Consider the following 22,998-nt stretch of genomic DNA (forward strand, 5'->3'; position numbering starts at 1 on the left):
GATATCTCCCTCCGACCCCACCCGCGTTGTCGCCCGCCGCCCCGGGGTTCATCGGATCAACAGCGTAGACGTAAACGTCCGTCCGTGCCCTGTCCGCCCGGTAGGGTTGTTCGAAGTCCTTGAACGCCTGTGGAATACGGCCCCCGAGGATGGGAGGGAGGTCGACGTGTCCAATATCGATCGGCGGATCGGATGGGCCGTGGACTGGCTGCACCGCAGCCAACTCGGCGACCGCCACGGCGGAGCCGGCTGGGGCTGGGTCTCCGATGTTCCGCCGAATCCGCAGAACACCGCCGAGGCGGTGGTCGCGCTCACCGCGGCCGGTCGGCCGGTGCCCCGGGCCGACGAAGTTCGTGCGCTGGTTCGCCGCGATGTCGTGGACACCGAGAGCGGGGCATGGGAGTTCCGGTCACCGATCGACCTGTCCTGGCGGTTGCGGGCGCTGAACTGTCTGGGCGCCGGGCCCACCGACCCCGCGGTGGTGGGATGCCTGCGTGAACTGCATGCGAAACGGGACCCGGAGACCCGGGGCTGGCGGCTCTCCGGGCCGGTCGGCCCCGTTTCGCTCACGGCTACCACGGCCGCGCTGCACGCATTGGCGGATCTGGCCGTCGCCGACGAAGTCGCCGCCCGGGCACTGGTGCAGGGCACGTCGCTGGTGGTTTCGCTGCTCCGGGACGACGATCCGCGGATCCAGCCGATGTATGCCTGTGCGCACGCCGCGCTGCTGCTGTCCCGGCCGGAAGTCGCTGCCGTGGGCGGTAAGCGGGTCGAACGGGTCCGCGCCACGACCGTGGCACGGATGCTGGACGGTCTGCGGCGGGGCGAGGCGCGGGTGGAGGAGGAGCCGTTCCGGCGTGGCGATACGGCCGATACGTGGCGGCATCTGAGCCTGCATCTGGCGGTGTGCGCGGTGGTCACCGCCGACGCGCGCGCGGTATTCGATCCCGGGGTGCGCCGCGGCCTGGTGGAACTGCTCGAACTGCAGGAGACGCAGGAGCTGTCGGCATCGCGTGGTGGGTTCCGCACCTCCACCGAAGGTTTTGTGACCTCCTACGCGACGGTGCAAGGGCTGGAGGCCATGACCGCGGTCCGCCGCATGGTGAACGAACGGGTCAACCCCGCCACCGTTTTCGACATGATCTGCCGGGAGCAGGGCGTCCACCCCCGCGACGCTCAGGAAGTGGTGGGCTACCGCGGAAGCGTCGTGCTGATGAACAGCTACGCCGGTGCGATGACCCTGGCCGCCGCGCTGCCCGCCGGTCTCACCATCGCCCTGCTGGCCGTACTGTTCGCCGACGATCTCGGCGTCGTGGTCAGTCGGTCGCTGGTCGTGTGGGGCACGTTCTTCGTGGCACTGGGCACCTATACCGGGATCGCGACGCGGCTGCCCTCGGTGCCCAAGGCGCGGACCGCGGCGGCGGTGTTCGCGGCGTTCACCGCCGTCATCCTGCCCGTCGTGACCTTCCTGCTGTCGTGAAGAGCAGCGGCCGCGGTCTGGCGCTGCTGATCCTGGCGACCAGCCTGTGGGGAGCTTCCAGCGCCGGTATCGCCGGGGTCGGTGCCCGGGGCTTCGCGGCCGCCCCGGTCGCCGCGGGGGGTGCGGTGGCGCTGCTGGCGTTCGCCGTAATGCGCGGGACGGACCCGTGGCGGGACTTCCGGCGCTCGCCGGGGCTGTTCCTGTGGCTCGGAGTGCTCGAGGTGCTGAATCTGGTCTGCTATGTCGCCGCGCTGCACATCGGCCCGCTACCGGTGGTGGTGGCGCTGCATCTGACCGCACCCGTCCTGATGATCATCACCCAGATCGTCCGGGGCCGGCGCGCGGTCACCGTCGCCGTCACGGCGGAACTGACGGCTGTCGGGGTGGCGATCTGGCTGGTGGCCTCGCATCAGTCCACCGATACCGCGCTCGGTCCGGCTCTGGCGGGCTGTGCGCTCGCGGTCGCCAGCGCCGCCTGTGTGGCCGGGTTGATCACGCTGGTGGTGCGCGAATCGGCGGACCGTCCCAGCGGGTCCGCGGCCGGACTGCAGTTGCTCACGGCATCGGTGCTGGGTGCTCCGCTGCTCGGATTCGCGCTGCTCACCGGCGACGGGCCGAGCCTCGGGCAGACGACCGCCCTCGCGGCGATCGGGGCGCTGCTGCTGGGGCCGGGATTCGCCTGCTATTGGCTGGCGCTACGCGATCTCGACGAAGTGCTGGCGGGACTGGTGGGCCTCAACGAGGCGGTGGTGGCGACCGTGACGGGGGCCGTGGTGGTCGGATCCGATATCAGCGCCGCGACCCTGCTCGCTGGAGCTCTGGTACTCGGCGCGGTGGGACTGGAACTGGGCGGCCCCGATCGCTTTCGTGCGCCGTCTTCACGAACCCCTGGCACGCCGTGAAATCCTTGTCACCGGTCTCGGTTTCGACCCCGCTGTTCACATCCACCCCGAACGGATGGACGGCGTCGATCGCGTGCTCCACATTGTCGGCGGTCAACCCGCCGGCCAGGATCACCGGCCGCCCCATCCGGGCCAGTTCGCCGACGATTCGGGCGCTGACCGACCAGTCGTGGGTACGGCCGGTACCACCCAGCCGGTCGGCGGTACGAGAATCCAGCAGTACCGCATCGCAGTCCGCCGCGATGTCCCGGGCACGGGCCACCGCGTCGGCTCCGGTCACATGAACCGCGCGTACGATCGTGCGGCCGTGTGCCGCGGCGTGCACGGCCCGCAGCGTCGGGCGATCGACCAGGCCGTGGACCTGGATGGTGTCCACACCGACCCGGTCGGCCATCTCGAGGATGGCGCCGGCCTCCTCGAGATGGGTCACCAGCACCCTGTTCACGAACGACGGAGTGGCCGCGGACAATTCCGCGGCCGACTCGGGTGTCAAGGCGTCTTCGCTGTAATGGGTTGTCCCGCAGATGAATCCGACGGCATCCGCACCGGCGGTCACCACCGTCTCCAGGTCCGATCGGGACCGGATACCGCAGATCTTGGCGCGAACCGTCATTCTGTCCATGCTACGCGTCCGAGCTCAGCTCGCGGCGGTCTCCGGGATGCGCGGCAGATGGGAAGAGGGGCCCGAAGGCACGTCCTTCTTGAGGCTCGCGGCGTAGACGTCGACGTACTCCTGACCCGACATCCGCATCAGCTCGTACATGACCTCGTCGGTGACCGCGCGCTCGACGAAGCGGTTGCCGCCCATACCCTCGTAGCGGGAGAAATCGATCGGCTTACCGAACTTCACGGTGACCTTGCGCCGCCGCCACCGGAACGGCCCGGGCGGGCTCACTTCATCGGTGCCGATCACCGCGACCGGGATCACCGGAACGCCGGTCTCCAGCGCGAGGCGGGCCATACCCGTCTTGCCCTTGTACAGCCGGCCGTCGGGGGAACGGGTGCCCTCCGGATACAGACCCACGAGCCGACCTTCGTCCAGCAGCTTGCGGGCCGCGATGAGCGCGTCCTCGGCCGCGTCGGCGCCGCCGCGGTCGATGGGGTACTGGCCCGAGGCACTGAAGAAGAACTTCTGGAACCGGCCCTTGAAGCCCGGGGTGTTGAAGTATTCGGCCTTGGCCAGATAGTTGATCCGCCGCGGACTCGACAGTGGCGCGAAAAGCCAGTCGGCGAACGAGAGATGGTTCCCCGCCATGATCGCCGGACCGTCGGCCGGAATGTTTTCCGCGCCCTCCACCTCGGGCCGGTTGTACAGGTGGATGAACGGACCCAGCAGCACAAACTTAAGCAGCCAGTAGAACATGACGTCCTTACTCCGGGAACCGGGATGGAATTCGGGGAATGCCTCTGCAAGCCGACTCTACCGCCGGTCACAGATCACATCCAAGCCCCGCGAACAATGTCACTCACACCATCGGCCCGGCACTTCACCAGTGCGTTTCGGCCGCGTGAACGTGATGCGACGGCATTTCGGGCAATTCGGATGCCGCGTGCCGGTACGCGATCGTGACCTCAGCGCCCGCCGATGAGCGCGGTGCGGGCGAGCTCGGCGGCGCCGATCATCCCCGCCGCCTCGCCGAGTTGCGTGGTCCGGATTCGCGCCAGCGGGCGGTGCCCGTGCCCGGTGACCGCTTTCGCGTACTCCTCGCGGGCCTCGTCCAGGAACAGCGGTGCCGAACTGCTCACCCCGCCCGCGATGACCACCAGATCGGGGTCGAAGATATCGCCGACGAAGGCCAATCCGAGGCCGAGCCAGCCGGCGAAATCGGCCATGACGCGGACGGCGAGCCGGTCGCCGTCGTGCGCGGCATCGGCGACGCGGCGCCCGGTGAGGGCACCCGGGTCGGCGACGATCTCGCGGGCCAGGGGCGAGGTAGCGGATTCGGTGGCCAGCAGTTCGATCGCGGTCTCGGCGAGGGCCGTCCCACTGCAGTACCGCTCCCAGCAACCGCGTTTCCCGCACCCACAGTCGCGGCCCTGCGGGACCACCTGGAGATGCCCGAGCTCGGGAGCCACGCCGTGGGTGCCCCGATACAGTTCCCCGTCGAGCAGCAGGGCGGCGCCGATACCGGTACCGATCGCGATCAGCACCACATTGTGGCCGCCCGCGGCGGCGCCGAACCGGTATTCGGCCCACATCGCCGCGTTGGCATCGTGTTCGAGCAGAACCGGTAACCCGAGGCGTTCGGTGAGCCGTTTCGCGACCGGCGCGTCCCGCCAGGGCAGATGCGGGGCGAACCGCACGGTGGTGCGGTCGCGCGAGATGAAACCGGCGACGGCCAGCCCGACGGCGTCGATAGCGTGCCGGTCGGCGAGTTCGCGGACCGCGCGGTCGAGCGCGGATTCCAGCGCCGCCGCCGAATGGGGTGTCGGATACTGAACCGTATCGAGGACCTCACCGGTGCCGTCGACCACCGAAGCGCGGATATTGGTGCCGCCGATATCGATACCGACGGTCAACGGGATCCCGGAGCCGGCGGCGGTCACTGTTCGATGTTCACGGGTATGCCGACGTAGCGGGATCGCCCGGTCGATGCGGATCGGTCGGCGGGCAGGCTCCCGCCGGGCCCGGACTCGGTGCCCGCCGGCGCCGGCCCGGCGGCGGTGCCGCCGGGGCCCTGTTCGTCACCGGCGGCACCGGGGCGGGGATGTTCGTGCCCGGCGGTGGATTCCGGCCCGTGCCGGTGTGCTCCGACCGGGTCGACCGGTACCCCCGCGAGGGCTTCACGGAGCACCGTGACGATGGCGGTGCCGTGCGCTGCCACGGTGGCCAGCACTTCGTGATGCTCCCCGCGGACCAGCGCCGCCGCCGCGCACACCGGGCACCAGGTGCAGTTGTTCCACTCCGGCTGCCCCTCGGCCGCGGCGTCGCGGAGCACCGGTTCGACGCGTTCCAGCACGGCCTCGGCGAGCAACCGCAGTTCCTCGGCGAATTCGGCGATGCCCTCGGGCTGGCGGTAGCGGGGTCCGGTCACTTCGGCCACTCCTGCGGGTCGGGTCGGAAACGGATCACGAGGTACCCGTTGTCCAGTTCGGCGGTGCTGACAGTGCAGCGGCGTAGTACGGGCGCCAGGCGCAGCCGACGGCGGACACCGTCCGCTCCCACGATCAAATCGTCCTCCACTCGTCCCAGCCGCAGAGTCGCCGGATCGACCACCGGCAGGTGGATACGCATCGCGTACACCGATTGCAGCCCCGCGCCCGATTCCAGCCGTACCGCGGGGCCGGCGGTACCGGTGTCGGTGGCTCCGCCCGGCGGCGGTGCCCGACCCGGATCGTCGCGTACGGCGTCGCCGGTGTCGAGCCGAACGGGGTCGGGCTCGCTTTCGGGATTTCCACTGTCCTCCGCGACCACACACGACAGGGCGGCCAGCGGGCCGATACCCACCGGTTCGGCGCCGGTATGGCTCGCGACGAGCACCGGGACCTCGGGCATCGATCGCTGCAACCCGGTGATCACATCCCACTGTTCGGCGCGGCGGTTCAGATACCAGCGCACAGCCGGATGCTGCGGGTCCGGGTCCGGTGGCGGTACCGGCGCCAGCACCTTGTTCACCACGACCGCGTCCAGCCGCAGACCGAGCAACGCGGTCGCCGAGCGCACTCGCGCGGATTCGGCCACCGCCACCCGCTCTGCCAGCGTGACGAGCCGGGCGCCGGTGCGGTCCCGGTCGGCGAGCAGATCCCGGACCTCGGTGACCGCGGTGACGATCCGCTGCACCGTCGCCGCCAGGACCGCCCGGCGGATATCGGTGCCGACCGAACTCATCATCCGGTGATGCGGCGGCCAGATCCGGTCCAGGTATCCGAGCACCGTCTCGGGGATGGTGAGGATGCGCAGCATATCCGCGGTCGGCGGGCAGTCCAGGACGATCGCGTCCCATTCGCCGTCGGCCGCGTACTGGGCGATCTCCACCAGCATGAGCAGTTCCTGAACTCCCGGCAGACCGGTGAGTTCCGCCGGATCGAGGGCAGCCGGATCGATCCCGTGTTCATGCCCCGGATCGGCGCGCAGCAGGTCGGTGAGGGTGCCGAAACGTTCCTCGAGCAGCGCGAGCGAATCGAGTTCGATGACTTCCAGGCCCGGGACCACCTGGGTTATCCCGGGGACGGTACCCGCGTCGTGCGCGAACCGGAATCCGAGCGCGTCGCCCAGCGAATGCGCCTGATCCAGCGACGCCACCAGGATTCGCTGCCCGTCCCGCGCGCAACTCATGGCCCGCGCGCACGCCAGCGTCGTCTTCCCGACACCACCCTTGCCGACGAACAATTCGACCCGCGTGCGCGACCGGGCACCGCGAGCGGGCCGGCCGCCGCCGCGGGAATCGCCGCCGGAACGCTGCGGCCCGGTCAGCCTTCGACCCGTTTCTTCAGTTCCTTGAGCGCGGTATCGGTGATCACCTTCTCCGCCTTGCGTTTGAACATCCCGATCATCGGAATCGTCAGGTCCACGGTCAGTTCGTAGCGCACCTCGGTGCCGCCGCCGGACTGTTCGACGAGTTCGTACCGGCCTTCCTGCACCTTCTGCAGTTCACCGGTCACGAGAGTCCAGCTCACGGCCATATCGTCCGGCTGCCAGGTGTAGGACAGCACGTAGGTGTCCTTGACGACACCCGCGTCCAGGACGAACCGCGCCGTGCGGGCCCGGCCGTCCGGTCCGGTCTCGAGTACCTCCACCGATTTGGCCGCCGATACCCATTCCGGGTAGGACGCCAGATCGGCGATAACGGACATCACCTGCCGGGCGGGTGCCGCGATGACGATCGATCTCTGGGTCCGGTCGGCCATAGGGTTTCTGGGGTTCCTTTCGGCGGTACGGTACGAAATCCGTCAGTTGTCGTGCGGAGCGACTCCGGCCGGGCGGTCGTCCTCGAGGCGGTCCTTGACCTCGAACGACATGACCTTGCCCGCCACCCGGCGTGCCCGGTTCGCGGCGGCCAGTTTGCGCGGCGGCAACGGCCGGGGCGGTTCGGCGTGCAGGAAGTAGTGCAGGATCACGCCGTCCAGCGACGGCTCCAGCCACACTTCCATGGTGCCGGTCAACCCCCCCGACACCGACCAGCGAATCCCCTTGTCGCCACGATCCTCCCGGACATCCAGCTCGAGATCGGGCCACCAGCGCCGCCAGCGGGCCGGGCCGTCCAAAGCGGCCGCGACCGCGGCGCCGGAAGCGGCGAGGAAGGTTTGGTCCGCGACCTGGATACTGCTCACCCGGGTGAGCGTAGTAGATCGCCGCGGCTGTGTTTTTGGCGCGCTGGCGCGGGTGGGGTCGAGGCCCCCTGGTGTCTCGCCGTTCAGGCCTCGAGACTCGAGCCTTCGGCTCATGCGCTTTCGAGGCCTGAACGGCGAGACGGGCCTCAACCCTTTGAGGTGTCTCGTAAAACTCGACACATACGGGTTACGTCAGCACGGACGGCCTGATCCGGATGTTTTCTCTTCCGTCTTTGTTTCCCGGATGGTCTACCTCGGTCGGCGGGGCCCGCCCCGGTTCTGGAGCGACAGAGCGAAGGAGCGCAGCGACTGAGCGGCGGAGTGAAGAACCGGGGTCACGAGGGCCCCACCCGCCCCGCCGAAGGCGGGGCCAATACAATTGCGCATGGTGTGCCGGGAAGTCTGGTCGGCGAAATCGGCGTGTGTCGGTGGAGGGCAGCTTCCACGGCGGGCGCGGTAGACGTCCGTCCGACCGAAAGGTTTCCCGTGCTGAGCAGGCCCCGGTCCGAACTCGCCCGCTATCTGCGGACCGAAACCGTCGGTGGCGCACTGTTGCTGGTGGCGGCTGCGGTGGCGTTGCTCTGGGTGAACTCGCCGTGGGGGCAGAGCTATATCGACCTCACCGAAACACATCTGGCCATCCCGCGGCTGCATCTGGATCTCACCCTCGCCGACTGGGTGAAGGACGGACTGCTCGCGATCTTCTTCTTCGTGGCCGGGCTCGAACTCAAACGCGAACTCGTCATCGGTGAACTCGCCGATCCGAAACGGGCCGCGCTCCCGATCATCGCGGCGGCGGGTGGCGTGGTGACTCCGGCGATCATCGCCTTCACCATCGGCTTCGGGGTGGACGGAATGGACCGCGGCTGGGCCATCCCGGTCGCCACGGATATCGCTTTCGCGCTCGCGGTACTGGCCATGACCGGTTCCCGGATCCCGGCCAGCGCGCGAGTGTTCCTGCTGAGCCTCGCGGTCGTCGACGATCTGATGGCGATCGTGCTGATCGCGGTGCTGTTCACCACCGGCCTGGCCTTCACCTGGCTGGCCGTGGCCCTGGCGTGTTGTGCGGGCTGGTGGTTCGCGCAGCACCGACGTTGGACCTCACCGCTCATCTATATCCTGCTGGCGCTGCTGTGCTGGTATGCCCTGCACGAGGCGCATGTCCATCCGACGCTCGCGGGTGTGGCCTGCGGTCTGCTCACCAGAGTCCGGCCCGACGACGGCGAGGCCGAGGCGCCCGCCGCTCGGTGGGAGCACCTTTTCCAACCTGTTTCGGCCGGACTGTGCGTGCCGTTGTTCGCGCTATTCGCGGCCGGGGTGCCGATCAGCAGTGCGATGTTCGGCGAGCTGTTCACCGACCGGCTGTCGCTGGCGATCATCCTCGGCCTGCTGGTCGGCAAGACAACCGGCATCTTCGGGGTCAGCTGGCTGGCCATCCGCACCGGGATCGCCGAACGTCCGGCACATCTGGGCTACCGCGATATGTTCGCCCTGTCGGTGCTCGGCGCGATCGGGTTCACCGTTAGCCTGCTCGTGGCGGAACTGGCGTTGGAGAACTACCCCGATTCCGCCGAACTCGCCAAGGCCGCGGTCCTGGTGACGTCCATGGCGGCATCGGTGGCCGGTTCGGCGCTACTGTTGCGGCGTGGGCGTGTCCACCGTGCGCGGCGAGACGCGGATGCGCTAGAACCAGAACAGTAAGACCGAGCAGGATCGGGACAGGGAGAGGGTCGACCACGTGAGTGTCACACAGGGCGGTAACGGAGACGGTGTACGAGGCGGCGCGGTCACCTCTATTCCGCTGTCCGAGATCGACCCGCACGCATCGGCCAGTTTCGGCAGTCTGGTCCGCGACGCCTCCGAACAGGTCTCGACCCTGGTGCGCGCCGAAGTGGCCCTGGCCAAGGCCGAGGTCACCGGTGAGATCAAGAAGGGCCTGCAGGGCAGCGTCTACTTCATCGGCGCGTTGACCGTACTGCTGTTCAGCAGTTTCTTCTTCTTCTTCGCCGTGGCCGAGACGCTGGATATCTGGCTCACCCGGTGGGCCGCGTTCTGGATCGTCTTCGCGTTCATGATCGTGGTGACCGCACTGCTGGCCTTCCTCGGCTACCGCAAGGTGAAGAAGCTGCGCGCGCCGGAGAAGACCATCGATTCGCTCAAGCAGACCCGCACCGTGCTGCCGTCCGGTTTCGGCAGTCACGACGACCCGACCGCGCTGGAGAAGACCACGCAGCGGTAGGCGGGTCCGGCACACAGCGACAGCCCGGCGTTCACTACGCTCGGACCACGTGGCGTCGAACTTTCCACCGGACCCGTCCAGCGTGCGCTTCGGCGGCCCCTGGACGCACCGCGATGTGCACGCCAACGGGATACGGCTGCATGTGGCGAGCGCGGGGCCGGAGCATCCGGACGCGCCGCTGGTGGTCCTGCTGCACGGTTTCGCGGACTTCTGGTGGTCGTGGCGCCATCAGCTCACCGCGCTCGCCGAACTCGGCAACCATGTCGTGGCGGTCGATCTGCGCGGCTACGGCGACAGCGACAAACCGCCGCGCGGCTACGACGGCTGGACTTTGGCCGGTGATATCGCCGGGCTGATCCGGGCGCTCGGTCATACCAGTGCGACGCTGGTCGGGCATGCCGACGGTGGCCTGGTCTGCTGGGCGACCGCGGTACTGCATCCCCGGCTGGTGCGATCGATCGCTGTGGTGTCCTCCCCGCATCCGGCGGCTCTGAAGAGTTCGGTGTTGCGCGACAACGCTCAGCGCCGCGCCTGGCTACCGGACTTCCTGCGCGACCAGCTCCCCCGCCTTCCCGAAGCCCGGCTGACCCGCGACAACGGTGCCGGTGCTGTCGCGATATTGGCCGCCCGTGGTTCGCGGGCCTGGGCGCGTACCCCGGAATTCGCGGACAGCGCCGACCGGATGCGTTCGGCCATACAGATTCCCGGCTCGGCGCATTGCGGGCTGGAATACCGGCGCTGGGCCTTCCGCAGTCAATGGCGTGCCGACGGCCGCCGGTTCATCGCGGTCATGCGTAAACCGATCGAAATACCCGTGGTGTCCATCCGCGGCGAGCACGACAGGTACATCCTGCCCGCGACCGTGCACCGCGGACCCCAGCTCTCACCGCAACGGCGGGTGGTCACCATCCGCGACGCGGCGCATTTCGCCCATCAGGAGAATCCGGACGCGGTCACCGCCGAGATCGTGAAGCTGCTCGCCGGCGCGGACCGGCGCAGACCGGGACGTCCCGCCTGACGGGCGGGCGCGGCCTCCCCGCTGTCAGCTCAGCACGCACGGACCGGTATCCACCGGCGAATTCGCCGACGGTGCGATATCGATACGTTCCCGGACCTCGTCGAGCGTGAGCACATAGCCGGTGTCGTCGTCGGTGACGGCGGCACCGAACACCACCCCGAGCACATTGCCCTGGGTATCGACCAGCGGCCCACCCGAATTGCCCGCCCGTACCGAACCGCGCACGGTGTAGACCTCACGCTCGACGGTGCCGTCCCGGTAGATCGTCGGGCCGGTGAGATCCAGCGTTTCGCGCACCCGCGCCGCGCTCGCCGTATACCGGCCGCCACCCGGATACCCGAGCACGATCGCGCTCTCACCCGAATCGGCCGGCTCCGGCGCCTGCGGGATGACCGGCGCGACCAGTCCGGGCACCGACAGCACCGCAATATCCATGGACGGATCGAATTCGACCACCGAGGCATCCAGCGGACCGTTGGCGGAATCCACCGTCACGCTGGTGGTCCCGGCCACGACGTGCGCGTTGGTCATCACCCGCTCCGGAGCGATCACGAATCCGGAACCTTCCAGTGCCCGTTGGCAGCTCGGTGCGACGCCGCGGATGCGCAGCACACTCTGCTGCAGGGAACCGGCGACCGGACTGGCCAGCACGCTGGGGTCCGGGGGTTCCACCGCGGCGATGGGCGCGCGGCCGAACGGACCGATCACATCGGGCAGGCCCGAGGTGTTGAGCAGTTTGGAGAACTCGTTGGGCAGCTGGCGCAACCAGTCCGGCGCGACCCGGTTGACCTCGGCGAGTACCCGGGAGCTGTTGATGGCCGAGGCGATGGCGGGCTGCGACGAGGTCGCCAGCGGCAGTGCCAGCAGCCATGCCGTCACCAGGACGGCGCCGGTCTGTAGGACCGCGCCGATCGCGCTGTCGGCACCGCGGGCGAACGGATGGGTCATCCCGCTGCGCGCGGCCCGGCCGAGCACCATGCCCGCGACCTCACCGACGATCACCAGCAGCACGATGAGCAGCACACCGGCCAATACCCGGCTGCGGCCCTCATCTATGTGCACGAGGATGTGCGGGGCGATCAGGATGCCGGCGACCGCGCCGAGTACCACTCCGAGGAAAGCCAGTGCGGACGCCACCGCGCCCTGCCGCCACCCGGAGGAGGCGGCCAGGAGCGCCAATATGACAACCGCTATATCGAGCCACGCAGAGGAGCTCACAACACCATCCCCACCGCGGCCAACGCCTCTTCCAGATCACGCACGTCGGTTCGGTCCCATTCCGCTTCCCAGCCCAGTGAAGTCATGAGTCCGGCCAGTATGCCGCCGGTGAGTCCCCAGACCAACATTCCGTCCACCTGGAACGCCGGACTCGAGTATCCGAGCGCGCTGCGCACGAGGAAGCGGTTTGCCGGATCCAGCAGATCCGCCATCGGTACCCGAACCACCCGGTCGGTCTCCCCCCGGTCCACCACCCGCACCTCGCTGGGGGACCGCCAGTAGGCGACGACCGGGGTCACATCGAACCGGGAGGGCGGGACGAACAGCTTCGGCAGTGTCGTGATCGGCTGCACTCCGGCCCGGTCCAGGCCGGTCTCCTCCCAGGCTTCCCGTAGCGCCGTATCGATCGGCCCCGCGTCGCCGGGATCCACCGCGCCACCGGGAAAGGCGACCTGCCCCCGGTGCTGGCGCATGGTGGACGCGCGCTGGGTCAGCAGGACCTCGGCGTCGGCGGGCAGCCCGCCCGGCGCGTCCGGGTCCGCGGTCGGATCACCCGCGAAGAGCACCAGGACCGCGGCTTCGCGCACCTGACCCGCCAGCTTCCGGCGCAGTATCCGCGCGCGGCCGAGGGTGTCGGAGAAATCGGGCTGCCCCGGTCCTGCCGCCCGGCCCAGCCAGGGCGGCACCTGTTCACCTGTCACGGAGCATTCCTCGGGGGCTCATGCGGCTCTCGGCGAGAGCAGCGAAGACGAAGACATCACAGAGCCTCCCGCGAAGAGATCACTTGCGGCCCGCGGAGGCCGCAGCGAAGGCGGAGGTACCGCAGCGTCACAGAACCTCCCGCGAACGGACCACGTCCGGCCCGCAGAGGCCGCAGCGAAGGCATCGCACCGAAGAACCTCCCGCGAACGGGCCACATCCGGCCCGCGGAGGCCGCAGCGAAGGCGGAGGTACCGCATCATGCGTGGACTCCCAGTGCGTCGGCCACGCTGGCCGCGATGTCGTCGGCATCGTGGAACGGCCGTGCGACGTAGTCGGCGATCGAACCGTCCGGACGGACCAGGACGGTGATCGGCAGGGCATTCGGCGCCTGCGCGGCCGCACGTACTCGGGCGTCGGGGTCCTGGAGGGCGGGCAGATGCAGCTCGGGGCGGCCGGCCGCCCGCAGATCGTCGTTCAGCGCGGCCAGCAGCGTGAGCGCCTTCGTCTCGTCCGGGTCGCTGTGCACCGTGATCACCTGCACCGCGTTTCCGGCCCGGTCGGCGTATTCCTGGAAGAGCGGCAGTTCGGTCCGGCAGGGTTGGCACCAGTAGGCCCAGAGATTGAGTACCGTGGGCCGGCCGGTGAGCCGGCCCGGCGACTCCGGTGAGCCGTCCGCGAGGCAGGTCAGCACGATATCCGTCAGCGGACCCGGCGCCCCGGCCGGGACCGATTCCGGCGGACACTCGGCCACGCCCGACGCCGCCCGCAACGCGGGATCTGTGCGCCGGGCCGGTTCCGGGACGGGCCCGGCTTCATCCGAACCGCCACGCGGCCAGAAGGCGGCTGCCGCCGCCAATGCCACTATCACCGCCGTCAATGCCCATTTCCAGAAAACCGGTATGCGGCTCACCGGCCCACCAGTTCGAGCAGATGCGGCGCCTCGGGCCCTTTCACGAGCGCAGCCGCCACCTCCGGGTCGGTGGGTCCGGCGCCGAACGAGGGGCAGTCCTTGGCCAGGATGCACACCCCGCACGCGGGCTTCCGGGCGTGGCAGACGCGGCGCCCGTGGAAGATCACCCGGTGGGACAACATCGTCCATTCCTTGCGCTCGATCAATGCACCGATCGCGTGTTCGACTTTTACCGGATCTTCTTCGGCGGTCCAGCCCCAACGACGCACCAGCCGACCGAAATGGGTATCGACCGTGATGCCCGGAATTCCGAATGCATTGCCGAGAATCACATTGGCCGTTTTGCGACCGATGCCCGGCAATCGCACCAACTCCGCCATCGTGTGAGGTAATTCACCGTCGTAGTGCTCGAGCAGTGCCTGTCCGAGGCCGATGAGCGAATTCGTCTTGTTGCGGTAGAAACCAGTGGGGCGGATGAGTTCTTCCAGCTCCGCACGGTTCGCCTCGGCATATGCCCGGGCGTCCGGATAGGCGGCGAACAACGCCGGAGTGGTCATATTCACTCGCACATCCGTGCATTGCGCCGACAGGATCGTCGCCACCGCGAGTTCGAGTGGATTACCGAAATCCAACTCGCAGTGCGCGTCGGGAAATGCGCGTGCCAGCGACCGGTTCATACGGCGGGCACGGCGCACCAGACCCAATCGGGTTTCCGCCGGTCGGGCGCCGGATCCACGGGTGCGCGCCCCGCCTTTCGCCGGGCCCGGGACAGTCGCCTCGGCCGTGCCGGAAATGTCGCTTCCGACGGTATCGGAGGGGGAGGTACGCACCCGTCCACCATACGGAACCGTCCGACAACGTTGCCTTCTCAGTTCTACTCCCGTATTCCATCTGAGACCTCGACCGTGTTAACTACCCGGCATGCAAGGACTCGCTGTGGTGCTCTTCCCAGTGGTGTTGATGCTGTTCGCACTCGGCATGGAACGGGTGGAGAACCGTCTGCGCAAACTTCTCGAGCCCGACGAGGAAGTCCAGGCCTACCTGGACAAGGCCAGCAACGCCGAGGTCAACGAGCTGACGAAGCTCGGACTACCGGCGGCGGTCGCGCGTATGCGCCGCCGTCGTAATCGCAGCGAGGAGGCGCGCGAGACCGTCGACATCGCCCGTGCGAGCTGATCGTGCGGGCGCCGCACCGTCCCGACTCGCCCACGGTTAACCTCCTTACGTGGTGTCTGTCACTGCGCGTCGATAAGGCCGCGTAGACTGCACTGTCGGCCGAACCGCATCGGTCCGCCCGACGACTACAGCCATTTTCCTAAGGAGCACATTCGTGGACGAGGCCCTCGCCAGAGCAGGCATCTTCCAAGGCGTTGAGCCCACCGCGGTGGCTGCACTCGCCAAACAGCTGCAGCCCGTGGATTTCCCTCGCGGCCACGTCATCTTCAACGAGGGCGAACCGGGCGATCGGCTGTACATCATCACCTCCGGCAAGGTGAAGCTCGGCCGCCGCTCCCCGGACGGCCGGGAGAACCTGCTGACCATCATGGGTCCGTCGGATATGTTCGGCGAGCTCTCCATCTTCGATCCCGGCCCACGTACCTCCACCGCCACCACGGTGACCGAGGTCCGTGCCGTGACCATGGATCGCGATGCGCTGAAGTCGTGGATCGATCAGCGCCCGGAGATCGCCGAACAGCTGCTCCGGGTACTGGCCCGCCGGTTGCGCCGCACCAACAACAACCTCGCGGATCTGATCTTCACCGATGTCCCGGGCCGGGTCGCCAAGGCGCTGTTGCAGCTCGCGCAGCGGTTCGGCACCCAGGAAGCCGGTGCGCTGCGGGTGACCCACGACCTGACCCAGGAAGAGATCGCCCAGCTCGTCGGCGCCTCCCGGGAGACGGTCAACAAGGCACTCGCCGATTTCGCGCATCGCGGCTGGCTGCGCCTCGAGGGCAAGAGCGTGCTGATCTCCGACTCCGAGCGGCTGGCCCGCCGGGCCCGTTGACGTCGAACCGGCGGCGCGACGAGTCCGGGAAGCCGGCCCGATTGCGGAGGGCCGGCCACTGTCCGGTTGTTCACCGGTCCGTCCGGTCACGCGCCGAGCACCACGGTGCGTTCCCACGTCGAACGGGCGGCGTTCCGAGGGGTCACCCCCGGGCCGCCGCCCGCTGACGAATCCACTCAGTTCTGCGCGTCCGGCTCCGACCGTAGATACGTGAGCTGCGATTCCACCGAACTGCGGGCGGCCGGCCACAGGCTCTCGTCGACGTCGGAATAGACCTTGCGAACCACATCCATTGCGTCCGCGTCGACACCCAGCTCTTCCAGCGCGGCGCGGACCTGTGCGAGTCGCTCGTGCCGGTGCGCGATGTAGTACCGCGCCACCGGCTCCACATCCGGATGATCCGGTCCGTGCGCGGGCAGCAGCGCCCGCCCGGCACCGGTTTCGAGCAGCCGGTCCATCGACCGGAGATAGTCCCGCAAGGTGCCGTCACGATCCAGCACTGTGGTGCCCCGGCCCAGGATGGTGTCACCGCTCAGGACCGCGTCCGCCAGCAGGAAGCTCACCGAATCGGCGGTATGCCCGGGGGTGTGCAGCACGGTGATCCGCAGGCCCGCGACCTCGATCACTTCGCCGTCGGTGAGCACGGTCCCCCCTCCGCGCAGGAACTCCGGTTCCACGGCCCGCACCGGTGTCCCGGTCAGGCGGACCAGCTCGTCGATCCCCCCGGTGTGGTCGGGATGCCGATGGGTGATCAGGGTCAGCGCCACCGCGCCACCGGTGGCCCCGGCAATCGCCGCGATGTGCTCCGCGTCGTCGGGGCCCGGGTCGATCACCACGCAGTCCGTGCGATCGGGTGACCGCAGGATCCAGGTGTTCGTACCGTCCAGGGTCATCGGTCCCGGATTGTTCGCGAGCAGCACCGACGCCGACGGCGTCACCGCACGGAGTTGCCCATAGGCCGGATGGGTGAGTGTCACCACGACACCTCCAATTCGAAAGTCGCCCCTTCGAATCTATGGGCTCCGCCGCGGGTGTGCCGAACCGGGACCGTCGAACCCGCTCAGCGGACCTCGGCGATCAGTTCGACCTCCACCGGCGTGTTCTTCGGCAGTTCGAAGACGCCGACCGCCGAGCGGGCGTGCGCGCCCGCCGGGCCGAACACCACTCCGAGGAACTCCGACGCACCATTGATCACCAGCGGTTGATCGGTGAAACCCGGTGCCGAAGCGACGAACCCGACTACCTTCACGATCCGCACGACCTCGTCCAGGCCGACCAGGTCGTGTACGGCTGCCAGCGCGTTCACCGCGCACCAGCGTGCCGCGGTCACCGCTTCGTCGAGCGACACCTCGGCGCCGACCTTGCCGACCGCCGACAGTTCACCTGCCACGAAGGGCAGCTGCCCGGAGGTGTAGACGTAATTGCCGGTGCGCAGTGCGGGCACGTACGCGGCGACCGGCGCCACCACCGGGGGGACGGTCAGGCCGAGCCGGTCGAGATTGGCCCGCCATTCGGTCGCCGGACGATTCGCTTCGGATTCCGCCATGGCGTTTACTGCTTCGGCCGCTTGAGGTAGGCGACATGCTGCTCGCCGGTCGGGCCGGGCAGCACGGTCACCAGCTCCCAGCCGTCGGCGCCCCACTGATCCAAAATCTGTTTGGTCGCATGGGTCAGCAGCGGTACGGTCGCGTATTCCCACAGGGTCACATCGCTCATGCGCACGGAGCCTACTTGGTACGAATCGGTGACCCGCGGCGCGATCGCCGGTCCGGCGATAGGGAGACGTTCCCGGTGTCTGGTACACCACATCCACACAAACCGGAGTATGCGGGCATCCGCCCGATACGAGTTATAGGCTCGCGACCGTGGCAGAACCAACGACGATGTCGGAATCGGCCGAACCGGGCCTGAAGACGGGGTGGCCCGACAGCGCGACGAAAGCCCGCCTGCACTACGTATCCGGTAAGGGCGGCACCGGTAAATCCACGGTGTCCGCGGCCCTGGCCCTGGCGCTGGCCGCCGGCGGGCGGCGGGTGCTGTTGGTCGAGGTGGAGAACCGGCAATCGATCGCCCAATTGTTCGACCTGCCACCGTTGCCGCCCACCGAGACCAAGATCGCCACCGCCGACGGTGGCGGCGAAGTGGTGGCGCTGGCCCTCGATATCGAGCACGCGTTCCTCGAATACCTCGATATGTTCTACAACCTCGGCTTCGCCGGCCGGGCGATGCGCCGGATGGGCGCCATCGATTTCGTCACCACCATCGCGCCGGGCCTGCGCGACGTCATCCTGACCGGCAAGATCAAAGAGTGCGTGGTCCGGGTCGGCGAATCGGGCCGTCCCGCCTATGACGAGGTCGTCGTCGACGCCCCGCCGACCGGCCGGATCGCGAGTTTCCTCGATGTCACGCAGGCGATGGCCGAACTCGCCAAGGGCGGCCCGATCGCCGCCCAGGCCGAGGGCGTTTCCGCACTGCTGCATTCGGATCAGACGGTGATCCACCTGGTGACGCTGCTCGAGGCATTGCCGGTACAGGAGACCATGGATGCGATCACCGAACTTCGGGGCAACGATCTGCGGATCGGCAGCGTGATCGTCAATCGCGCCGTGCACAGCCCGCTCAGTGCCGAGGCCCGTACCGCCGCCACCACCGGTGAACTGGATGCCGACACCGTCCGGGCCGGTCTGGAATCCGCCGGAATCACCCTGTCGGCCGCCGATTTCACGGGCCTGCTCACCGAGACCGTCGAGCATTCGGCCACGCTGGGCGCCCAGGACGTCAGCGCGGCCGAATTGCTGGATCTGGAGGTTGCCCGGCTGCTGTTGCCCGCCCTCCCCAACGGTATGGACCTGGGCGGCCTGTACGAACTGGCGGCCCATCTGAACGAGCAGGGAGTCCGATGAGCACCCGACCGGCCGGTCCGGCACCACTCGATATCGCCGCCATTCTCGCCGACCCGGCTGCCCGGGTCGTGGTGTGCTGCGGTTCCGGCGGCGTCGGCAAGACCACCACTGCGGCGGCCATCGCCCTGCTCGCGGCCGAACAGGGACGCAAGGTGGTCGTCCTCACCATCGACCCGGCCCGCCGACTGGCCCAGTCGCTCGGCGTCGCGGATCTGGACAACAGTCCACAGCGGGTGGAACTGGGGCCCGATGCCAAGGGCGAGTTGCACGCCATGATGCTGAATATGCGCCGCACCTTCGACGAAATGGTGCTGGAACACACCACCCCGGACAAGGCCGAGCAGATCTTCGCCAACCCGTTCTATCAGGCGGTGGCCTCCTCGTTCGGTGGCACTCAGGAATATATGGCGATGGAGAAACTGGGTCAGCTCGCGGGACACCGGGAATGGGATCTCATCGTCGTGGACACCCCGCCCTCGCGTAACGCCCTGGATTTCCTGGACGCCCCCAAACGGCTGGGCAACTTCCTGGACGGCCGCATGATCCGGGTCATCATGGCACCCGGACGCGGGGTCGGACGCTTCGTCACAGGCGCGATGAGCCTGGCGTTGCGCGGGGTCTCGACGATCGTCGGCGGTCAGATGCTCAAGGACGCCTCGAATTTCCTGCAATCGCTGGAATCGTTGTTCGGTGGTTTCCAGGAGCGCGCGAATCGCACATTCGCCATGCTCGCCAAACCCGGCACCCATTTCCTGGTGGTCGCCGCCCCGGAACCCGACGCACTGCGTGAGGCATCGTTCTTCGTGGACCGGTTGTCGACCGAGAAGATGCCGCTGGCCGGACTGGTGCTCAACCGGACGCATCCGGTGCTGTGCGCACTGCCGTCGGATCACGCGCTCACCGCCGCCGACCGCCTCGATGATTCGGATCCGCTATCGGCGGGCGTGCTGCGGGTGCATGCTCAGCGAGTCGCTACCGCGCGCCGCGAACAGCATCTGCTGCACCGGTTCACCGGTGCGCATCCGCGGGTGCCGATCGTCTCGGTGACGGCGCTGCCGTTCGATGTCACCGACCTGGCCGCCCTGCGCGCGGTGGGGGCGCAACTGGCCGGTGCGCAGACCGCCGCGGAGGCCTGACCGGCTCCCGTGCCCGGTCCGGCAATTGCTCGATCGGGCCCGAACAGGCAAACCGCCGGGCACTCGAAACTCGAGTGCCCGGCGGTTGGTCGTCCAATAGGGAATTCGTTTACATAGCCACCTGATGATGGCGCTGAGCGTGGAAGAAATCCGACCAAGAGGTCACCTCGGGATGCTGCTTGAGCAGCGCACGCCGCTGTCGTTCGGTCATCCCGCCCCACACACCGAACTCGACCCTGTTGTCGAGTGCGTCCGCCCCGCACTCCATCAGGACCGGGCAGTGCCGGCAGATCGTCGCCGCTTTGCGCTGGGCGGCGCCGCGGACGAACAGTTGATCGGGATCCACTTCCTTGCATCGGGCCTGGGCCACCCAGGCGATCCTTGCTTCGGCTTCCTCTACGTCCAATCGAGCGACGGGGGTTGTCATGTGCATTTGGTGTGCCCCTTTGCCAGTCCGAACACCGGGTCACGGCGCTCCGGAATCGCGTGCCGCTCCGCAGCAACCCGAGCCCCGCTGCGAAGTGCACCACATTCCACATTGAGTGTTAGCTCTATCACACTGAGCTCTCAATCTAGGTAAAGGTATGCCGATTGCGCAAGACCGAGTGCTGACTTTTTGGTACGTCCGTGCCTGCGCGCCGTCACCCGGCAGCCGCCCGCCGACCCGTATACGCACGTCAGGCACCTTCCGCGATACACCCCGCTCAATCCACTGATCAGCGAAGACAACACCCCGCATCCACACCTCACGAGCCCGGAACCGTGACCCTCTACGCTGGTGCTGTGCCGATCACACGTGCGCTCCTGAAGCTGGCGGGCAGCTGTGTACTCGCCTCCGTGCTCGTAGCCGGATTGTTGTTCCCGGTCGCCGGAGGTTTCGGATTCGTCTCGAACCGCGCCGCCGACGCCGTCGACAACGTGTCCGCGGAACTTGTCGAGGGAACCGTCCCCGCCGTCTCCACCATGGTGGACGCGGCCGGCAATCCCATCGCCTGGCTGTACGAGCAGCGCCGGTTCGAAGTACCCAGCGACCGGATCTCCAACGATATGAAGCTGGCGATCGTCTCCATCGAGGACAAGCGCTTCGCCGACCACCACGGTGTCGACTGGCAGGGCACCATTCGCGCCTTCCTGACCAACACCAGCAGCGGTGAGGTCCAGCAGGGCGCCTCGACCCTGGACCAGCAGTACGTCAAGAACTTCAACCTGCTCGTGGTCGCCAAGACCGACGCCGAGCGCCGCGCCGCCATCGAAACGACCCCCGCGCGCAAGATCCGCGAGATCCGGATGGCACTGACCCTGGACAAGGAACTCACCAAGGACGAGGTGCTCACCCGGTACCTGAACCTGGTCCCGTTCGGTAACTCCTCCTACGGCATCCAGGACGCCGCCCAGACCTACTTCGGTATCGACGCCAAGGACCTGAACATCGCCCAGTCGGCGATGCTGGCCGGGATGGTGCAGTCCAGCTCCAAGCTGAACCCCTACACCAACCCCGAGGGCGTCACCGACCGCCGGAACACCGTGCTGGACACCCTGATCCAGAACATCCCCAGCCGGGCCGCGGAGTTCCACGCCGCGAAATCACAGCCGCTGGGCGTACTACCCGAGCCGAAAGGCCTGCCCCGGGGCTGCATCGCCGCCGGTGACCGCGGGTTCTTCTGCGATTACGCCCTGTCGTACCTGGCCAATGCCGGGCTCAGCAAAGAACAGATCGAGAAGGGCGGCTACCTGATCCGCACCACCCTGGATCCCGCCGTCCAGGATTCGGTGAAACGTTCGGTCAACGCGAACGCCGACCCCCATCTGGAGAACATAGCCTCGCTCATGTCGCTGATCGGCCCGGGCAAGGACAAACACCCGCTGCTGGCGATGGCGAGCAGTCGTACCTACGGCCTGAACCGGGACGCGCACGAAACCCTGCTCGGCCAGCCCTACTCGATGGTCGGTGACGGCGCGGGCTCGGTGTTCAAGCTCTTCACCACCGCCGCCGCCATGGAGAAAGGCATGGGCACCAACGCCCAACTGGATGTGCCGTCACGGTTCGATGCCCGGGGCATGGGTAACGGTGGCGCTCCCGGCTGCCCGCCCGCTACCTACTGTGTCGAGAACGCCGGCAACTACCGGTCGCCCATGTCGGTGACCGAGGCACTGGCCACTTCGCCGAACACGGCCTTCGTGAAACTCATCCAGGCCGTCGGCGTGACCCCGACCGTGGATATGGCCGTCCGCCTCGGGCTGCGCTCCTACACCGATCCCGGCACGTCCGGCCACGACGACAACCAGAGCCTGGCCGATATGATCAAGGGCCAGAATCTCGGCTCGTTCACCCTGGGCCCGCTCGCGGTGAATCCGCTGGAACTGTCCAATGTGGCCGCGACTCTCGCCTCCGGCGGGACCTGGTGCCCGCCCTCCCCGATCGCCGAAGTGATCGACCGCTACGGCAAACCGGTTCCGCTCACCGAACAGGCCTGCGAGCAGGTCGTCGAACCGGGTCTGGCCAACACCCTGGCCAATGCCATGGGCAAGGACTCGGCCGGCGGCGGTACCGCGTCGGCGGCCGCCGGATCGGCCGGATGGAACATGCCGGTATCCGCCAAGACGGGTACCACCGAAAGCCACCGGTCCTCGGCCTTCCTGGGCTTCACCAATTCCCTCGCCGGCTCGGTCTACGTCTACGGCGACAGCCCGACCCCCGGTGAGATCTGCTCCTTCCCCCTGCGCAACTGCCCTGCCAGCGATGCCAACGGCCTGTTCGGCGGTAACGAGCCCGCCCGGACCTGGTTCGGCGCCGTCAAGGGGGTGGTGGCGAACTTCCCGCCCCCGGCCCTGCCGCCGGTCGACGAGAAATATGTCCGTGGCGCCGAGAACGCACAGGTACCCGATGTCGTCGGGATGACCGCGGGCGAGGCGACCGGAGCGCTCACCGGCGCCGGTTTCAAGGTCACCTCGGTGACTTCGACCGGCTCGGCACCCAAGGGCACGGTCACGGGATCGACACCGAACGGGTCGGCGATTCCCGGATCGCAGGTGACGATCTACATCAGCGACGGCACAGTCCGTGAACCACCGCCGCCGGGCCGGCCGGCCGCGACCACCCCGAACGCTCCCGGGTTGCCGCTGCCGCCGTTCCTGCCACCGATCCCGATCCCGGTACCCATCCCCCGGTGACCCGGCCGGTGTGGGCGCGGCTGTAGGACCGGGATCCCGGTCC

The 22,998-nt window shown here is 68.2% G+C and carries 25 protein-coding genes; 10 read left to right on the plus strand and 15 right to left on the minus strand.

The annotated features are described in order from the left end of the window. Nucleotides 1-166 precede the first annotated feature (166 nt). The gene (locus ACWCPQ_RS10025; RefSeq protein ID WP_449896765.1) at nt 167-1,480 is read left to right on the plus strand and encodes a hypothetical protein; all 1,314 of its coding nucleotides are present in this window, start codon (nt 167-169) and stop codon (nt 1,478-1,480) included. After that, entirely contained in the window at nt 1,477-2,382 is a 906-nt protein-coding gene (locus ACWCPQ_RS10030; protein WP_449896767.1) for a hypothetical protein, read from the plus strand. The genes ACWCPQ_RS10025 and ACWCPQ_RS10030 overlap by 4 nt, the downstream gene beginning before the upstream one ends. Here the strand turns inward: ACWCPQ_RS10030 and ACWCPQ_RS10035 are convergent. The 7 genes from ACWCPQ_RS10035 to ACWCPQ_RS10065 all read right to left on the minus strand — a co-directional run bounded on the left by ACWCPQ_RS10035 (nt 2,270) and on the right by ACWCPQ_RS10065 (nt 7,653). Next, on the minus strand, nt 2,270-2,995 hold the full coding sequence (locus tag ACWCPQ_RS10035) for a phosphoribosylanthranilate isomerase (RefSeq protein ID WP_449896769.1): 726 nt from the start codon (nt 2,993-2,995) through the stop codon (nt 2,270-2,272). The two genes, ACWCPQ_RS10030 and ACWCPQ_RS10035, sit on opposite strands and share 113 nt — an antisense overlap. Nucleotides 2,996-3,019: 24 nt before the next feature. Further along, entirely contained in the window at nt 3,020-3,745 is a 726-nt protein-coding gene (locus tag ACWCPQ_RS10040; RefSeq protein ID WP_449896771.1) for a lysophospholipid acyltransferase family protein, read from the minus strand. Between the two features lie 209 nt (nt 3,746-3,954). Then, nucleotides 3,955-4,929, minus strand: coding sequence for an ROK family protein (locus tag ACWCPQ_RS10045; RefSeq protein WP_449896773.1), 975 nt, complete (start codon nt 4,927-4,929; stop codon nt 3,955-3,957). Further along, the gene (locus ACWCPQ_RS10050) at nt 4,926-5,417 is read right to left on the minus strand and encodes a hypothetical protein (protein ID WP_449896775.1); all 492 of its coding nucleotides are present in this window, start codon (nt 5,415-5,417) and stop codon (nt 4,926-4,928) included. The genes ACWCPQ_RS10045 and ACWCPQ_RS10050 overlap by 4 nt, the downstream gene beginning before the upstream one ends. Next, nucleotides 5,414-6,712, minus strand: coding sequence for an ArsA family ATPase (locus ACWCPQ_RS10055; RefSeq protein WP_449896777.1), 1,299 nt, complete (start codon nt 6,710-6,712; stop codon nt 5,414-5,416). The genes ACWCPQ_RS10050 and ACWCPQ_RS10055 overlap by 4 nt, the downstream gene beginning before the upstream one ends. A gap of 80 nt (nt 6,713-6,792) precedes the next feature. Next, entirely contained in the window at nt 6,793-7,230 is a 438-nt protein-coding gene (locus ACWCPQ_RS10060; RefSeq protein ID WP_449896779.1) for an SRPBCC family protein, read from the minus strand. Nucleotides 7,231-7,272: 42 nt separating this feature from the next. After that, the gene (locus tag ACWCPQ_RS10065; protein ID WP_449896781.1) at nt 7,273-7,653 is read right to left on the minus strand and encodes a polyketide cyclase / dehydrase and lipid transport; all 381 of its coding nucleotides are present in this window, start codon (nt 7,651-7,653) and stop codon (nt 7,273-7,275) included. Nucleotides 7,654-8,142: 489 nt separating this feature from the next. Here ACWCPQ_RS10065 and nhaA point away from each other — a divergent pair, with 489 nt between their 5' ends. The 3 genes from nhaA to ACWCPQ_RS10080 are packed head-to-tail and all read left to right on the plus strand — an operon-like array spanning nt 8,143 to nt 10,910. After that, nucleotides 8,143-9,354: a Na+/H+ antiporter NhaA gene (gene nhaA, locus ACWCPQ_RS10070; RefSeq protein WP_449896831.1), complete on the plus strand. Its 1,212-nt coding sequence runs from the start codon at nt 8,143-8,145 to the stop codon at nt 9,352-9,354. A 37-nt stretch (nt 9,355-9,391) separates the two neighbouring features. Continuing rightward, nucleotides 9,392-9,892, plus strand: coding sequence for a phage holin family protein (locus ACWCPQ_RS10075; protein ID WP_449896783.1), 501 nt, complete (start codon nt 9,392-9,394; stop codon nt 9,890-9,892). 49 nt (nt 9,893-9,941) lie between these two features. Beyond that, nucleotides 9,942-10,910, plus strand: coding sequence for an alpha/beta fold hydrolase (locus ACWCPQ_RS10080; RefSeq protein ID WP_449896785.1), 969 nt, complete (start codon nt 9,942-9,944; stop codon nt 10,908-10,910). 24 nt (nt 10,911-10,934) lie between these two features. Here the strand turns inward: ACWCPQ_RS10080 and ACWCPQ_RS10085 are convergent, their stop codons facing one another. From ACWCPQ_RS10085 to nth, 4 genes are all read right to left on the minus strand, one after another. After that, entirely contained in the window at nt 10,935-12,128 is a 1,194-nt protein-coding gene (locus tag ACWCPQ_RS10085; RefSeq protein ID WP_449896787.1) for a MarP family serine protease, read from the minus strand. Further along, a complete protein-coding gene (locus ACWCPQ_RS10090; RefSeq protein WP_449896789.1) occupies nt 12,125-12,829 on the minus strand; it encodes an NUDIX hydrolase in 705 nt (234 codons plus the stop codon). The genes ACWCPQ_RS10085 and ACWCPQ_RS10090 overlap by 4 nt, the downstream gene beginning before the upstream one ends. Before the next feature lie 257 nt (nt 12,830-13,086). Further along, on the minus strand, nt 13,087-13,740 hold the full coding sequence (locus ACWCPQ_RS10095) for a TlpA family protein disulfide reductase (RefSeq protein WP_449896791.1): 654 nt from the start codon (nt 13,738-13,740) through the stop codon (nt 13,087-13,089). Beyond that, a complete protein-coding gene (gene nth / locus ACWCPQ_RS10100; RefSeq protein WP_449896833.1) occupies nt 13,737-14,444 on the minus strand; it encodes an endonuclease III in 708 nt (235 codons plus the stop codon). Before nth ends, ACWCPQ_RS10095 begins: the two co-directional genes overlap by 4 nt. 232 nt (nt 14,445-14,676) lie before the next feature. Between nth and ACWCPQ_RS10105 the strand changes: the two genes are divergently transcribed. Then, nucleotides 14,677-14,916, plus strand: coding sequence for a hypothetical protein (locus ACWCPQ_RS10105; RefSeq protein WP_081877169.1), 240 nt, complete (start codon nt 14,677-14,679; stop codon nt 14,914-14,916). A gap of 154 nt (nt 14,917-15,070) precedes the next feature. After that, nucleotides 15,071-15,745, plus strand: a complete 675-nt coding sequence (locus ACWCPQ_RS10110; RefSeq protein ID WP_030524212.1) for a Crp/Fnr family transcriptional regulator — start codon at nt 15,071-15,073, stop codon at nt 15,743-15,745. Nucleotides 15,746-15,921: 176 nt separating this feature from the next. On the opposite strand, the gene ACWCPQ_RS10115 is transcribed toward ACWCPQ_RS10110, so the two are convergent. From ACWCPQ_RS10115 to ACWCPQ_RS10125, 3 genes are all read right to left on the minus strand, one after another. Then, nucleotides 15,922-16,737 carry an MBL fold metallo-hydrolase gene (locus tag ACWCPQ_RS10115; RefSeq protein WP_449896835.1) on the minus strand — a complete coding sequence of 272 codons (816 nt, stop codon included), beginning with the start codon at nt 16,735-16,737 and terminating at the stop codon, nt 15,922-15,924. Nucleotides 16,738-16,805: 68 nt separating this feature from the next. Beyond that, nucleotides 16,806-17,291 carry a RidA family protein gene (locus ACWCPQ_RS10120; RefSeq protein WP_449896793.1) on the minus strand — a complete coding sequence of 162 codons (486 nt, stop codon included), beginning with the start codon at nt 17,289-17,291 and terminating at the stop codon, nt 16,806-16,808. Nucleotides 17,292-17,296: 5 nt separating this feature from the next. Further along, complete coding sequence (locus tag ACWCPQ_RS10125; protein ID WP_014348616.1) at nt 17,297-17,461, minus strand: DUF4177 domain-containing protein; 165 nt, start codon at nt 17,459-17,461, stop codon at nt 17,297-17,299. 167 nt (nt 17,462-17,628) lie between these two features. On the opposite strand from ACWCPQ_RS10125, the gene ACWCPQ_RS10130 reads away from it, so the two are divergent. Both ACWCPQ_RS10130 and ACWCPQ_RS10135 read left to right on the plus strand, forming a co-directional pair. Next, complete coding sequence (locus tag ACWCPQ_RS10130) at nt 17,629-18,648, plus strand: ArsA family ATPase (RefSeq protein ID WP_449896837.1); 1,020 nt, start codon at nt 17,629-17,631, stop codon at nt 18,646-18,648. Beyond that, complete coding sequence (locus ACWCPQ_RS10135) at nt 18,645-19,784, plus strand: ArsA family ATPase (protein ID WP_449896796.1); 1,140 nt, start codon at nt 18,645-18,647, stop codon at nt 19,782-19,784. Before ACWCPQ_RS10130 ends, ACWCPQ_RS10135 begins: the two co-directional genes overlap by 4 nt. Before the next feature lie 109 nt (nt 19,785-19,893). Here the strand turns inward: ACWCPQ_RS10135 and ACWCPQ_RS10140 are convergent, their stop codons facing one another. Next, nucleotides 19,894-20,217: a WhiB family transcriptional regulator gene (locus tag ACWCPQ_RS10140; RefSeq protein WP_327148775.1), complete on the minus strand. Its 324-nt coding sequence runs from the start codon at nt 20,215-20,217 to the stop codon at nt 19,894-19,896. A gap of 350 nt (nt 20,218-20,567) precedes the next feature. Between ACWCPQ_RS10140 and ACWCPQ_RS10145 the strand changes: the two genes are divergently transcribed. Continuing rightward, nucleotides 20,568-22,955, plus strand: a complete 2,388-nt coding sequence (locus tag ACWCPQ_RS10145; RefSeq protein WP_449896797.1) for a penicillin-binding protein — start codon at nt 20,568-20,570, stop codon at nt 22,953-22,955. Nucleotides 22,956-22,998: the final 43 nt, after the last annotated feature.

The organism is Nocardia sp. NPDC001965, from assembly GCF_053594175.1.

Excerpts from the sequence above, each read along its gene's own strand:
- ACWCPQ_RS10035 (WP_449896769.1), bottom strand. The coding sequence starts at position 2,995 with ATGACGGTTCGCGCCAAGATCTGCGGTATCCGGTCCCGATCGGACCTG.
- ACWCPQ_RS10040 (WP_449896771.1), bottom strand. The coding sequence starts at position 3,745 with ATGTTCTACTGGCTGCTTAAGTTTGTGCTGCTGGGTCCGTTCATCCAC.
- ACWCPQ_RS10060 (WP_449896779.1), bottom strand. The coding sequence starts at position 7,230 with ATGGCCGACCGGACCCAGAGATCGATCGTCATCGCGGCACCCGCCCGG.
- ACWCPQ_RS10120 (WP_449896793.1), bottom strand. The coding sequence starts at position 17,291 with ATGGCGGAATCCGAAGCGAATCGTCCGGCGACCGAATGGCGGGCCAAT.
- ACWCPQ_RS10125 (WP_014348616.1), bottom strand. The coding sequence starts at position 17,461 with ATGAGCGATGTGACCCTGTGGGAATACGCGACCGTACCGCTGCTGACC.
- ACWCPQ_RS10130 (WP_449896837.1), top strand. The coding sequence starts at position 17,629 with ATGTCGGAATCGGCCGAACCGGGCCTGAAGACGGGGTGGCCCGACAGC.
- ACWCPQ_RS10135 (WP_449896796.1), top strand. The coding sequence starts at position 18,645 with ATGAGCACCCGACCGGCCGGTCCGGCACCACTCGATATCGCCGCCATT.
- ACWCPQ_RS10140 (WP_327148775.1), bottom strand. The coding sequence starts at position 20,217 with ATGCACATGACAACCCCCGTCGCTCGATTGGACGTAGAGGAAGCCGAA.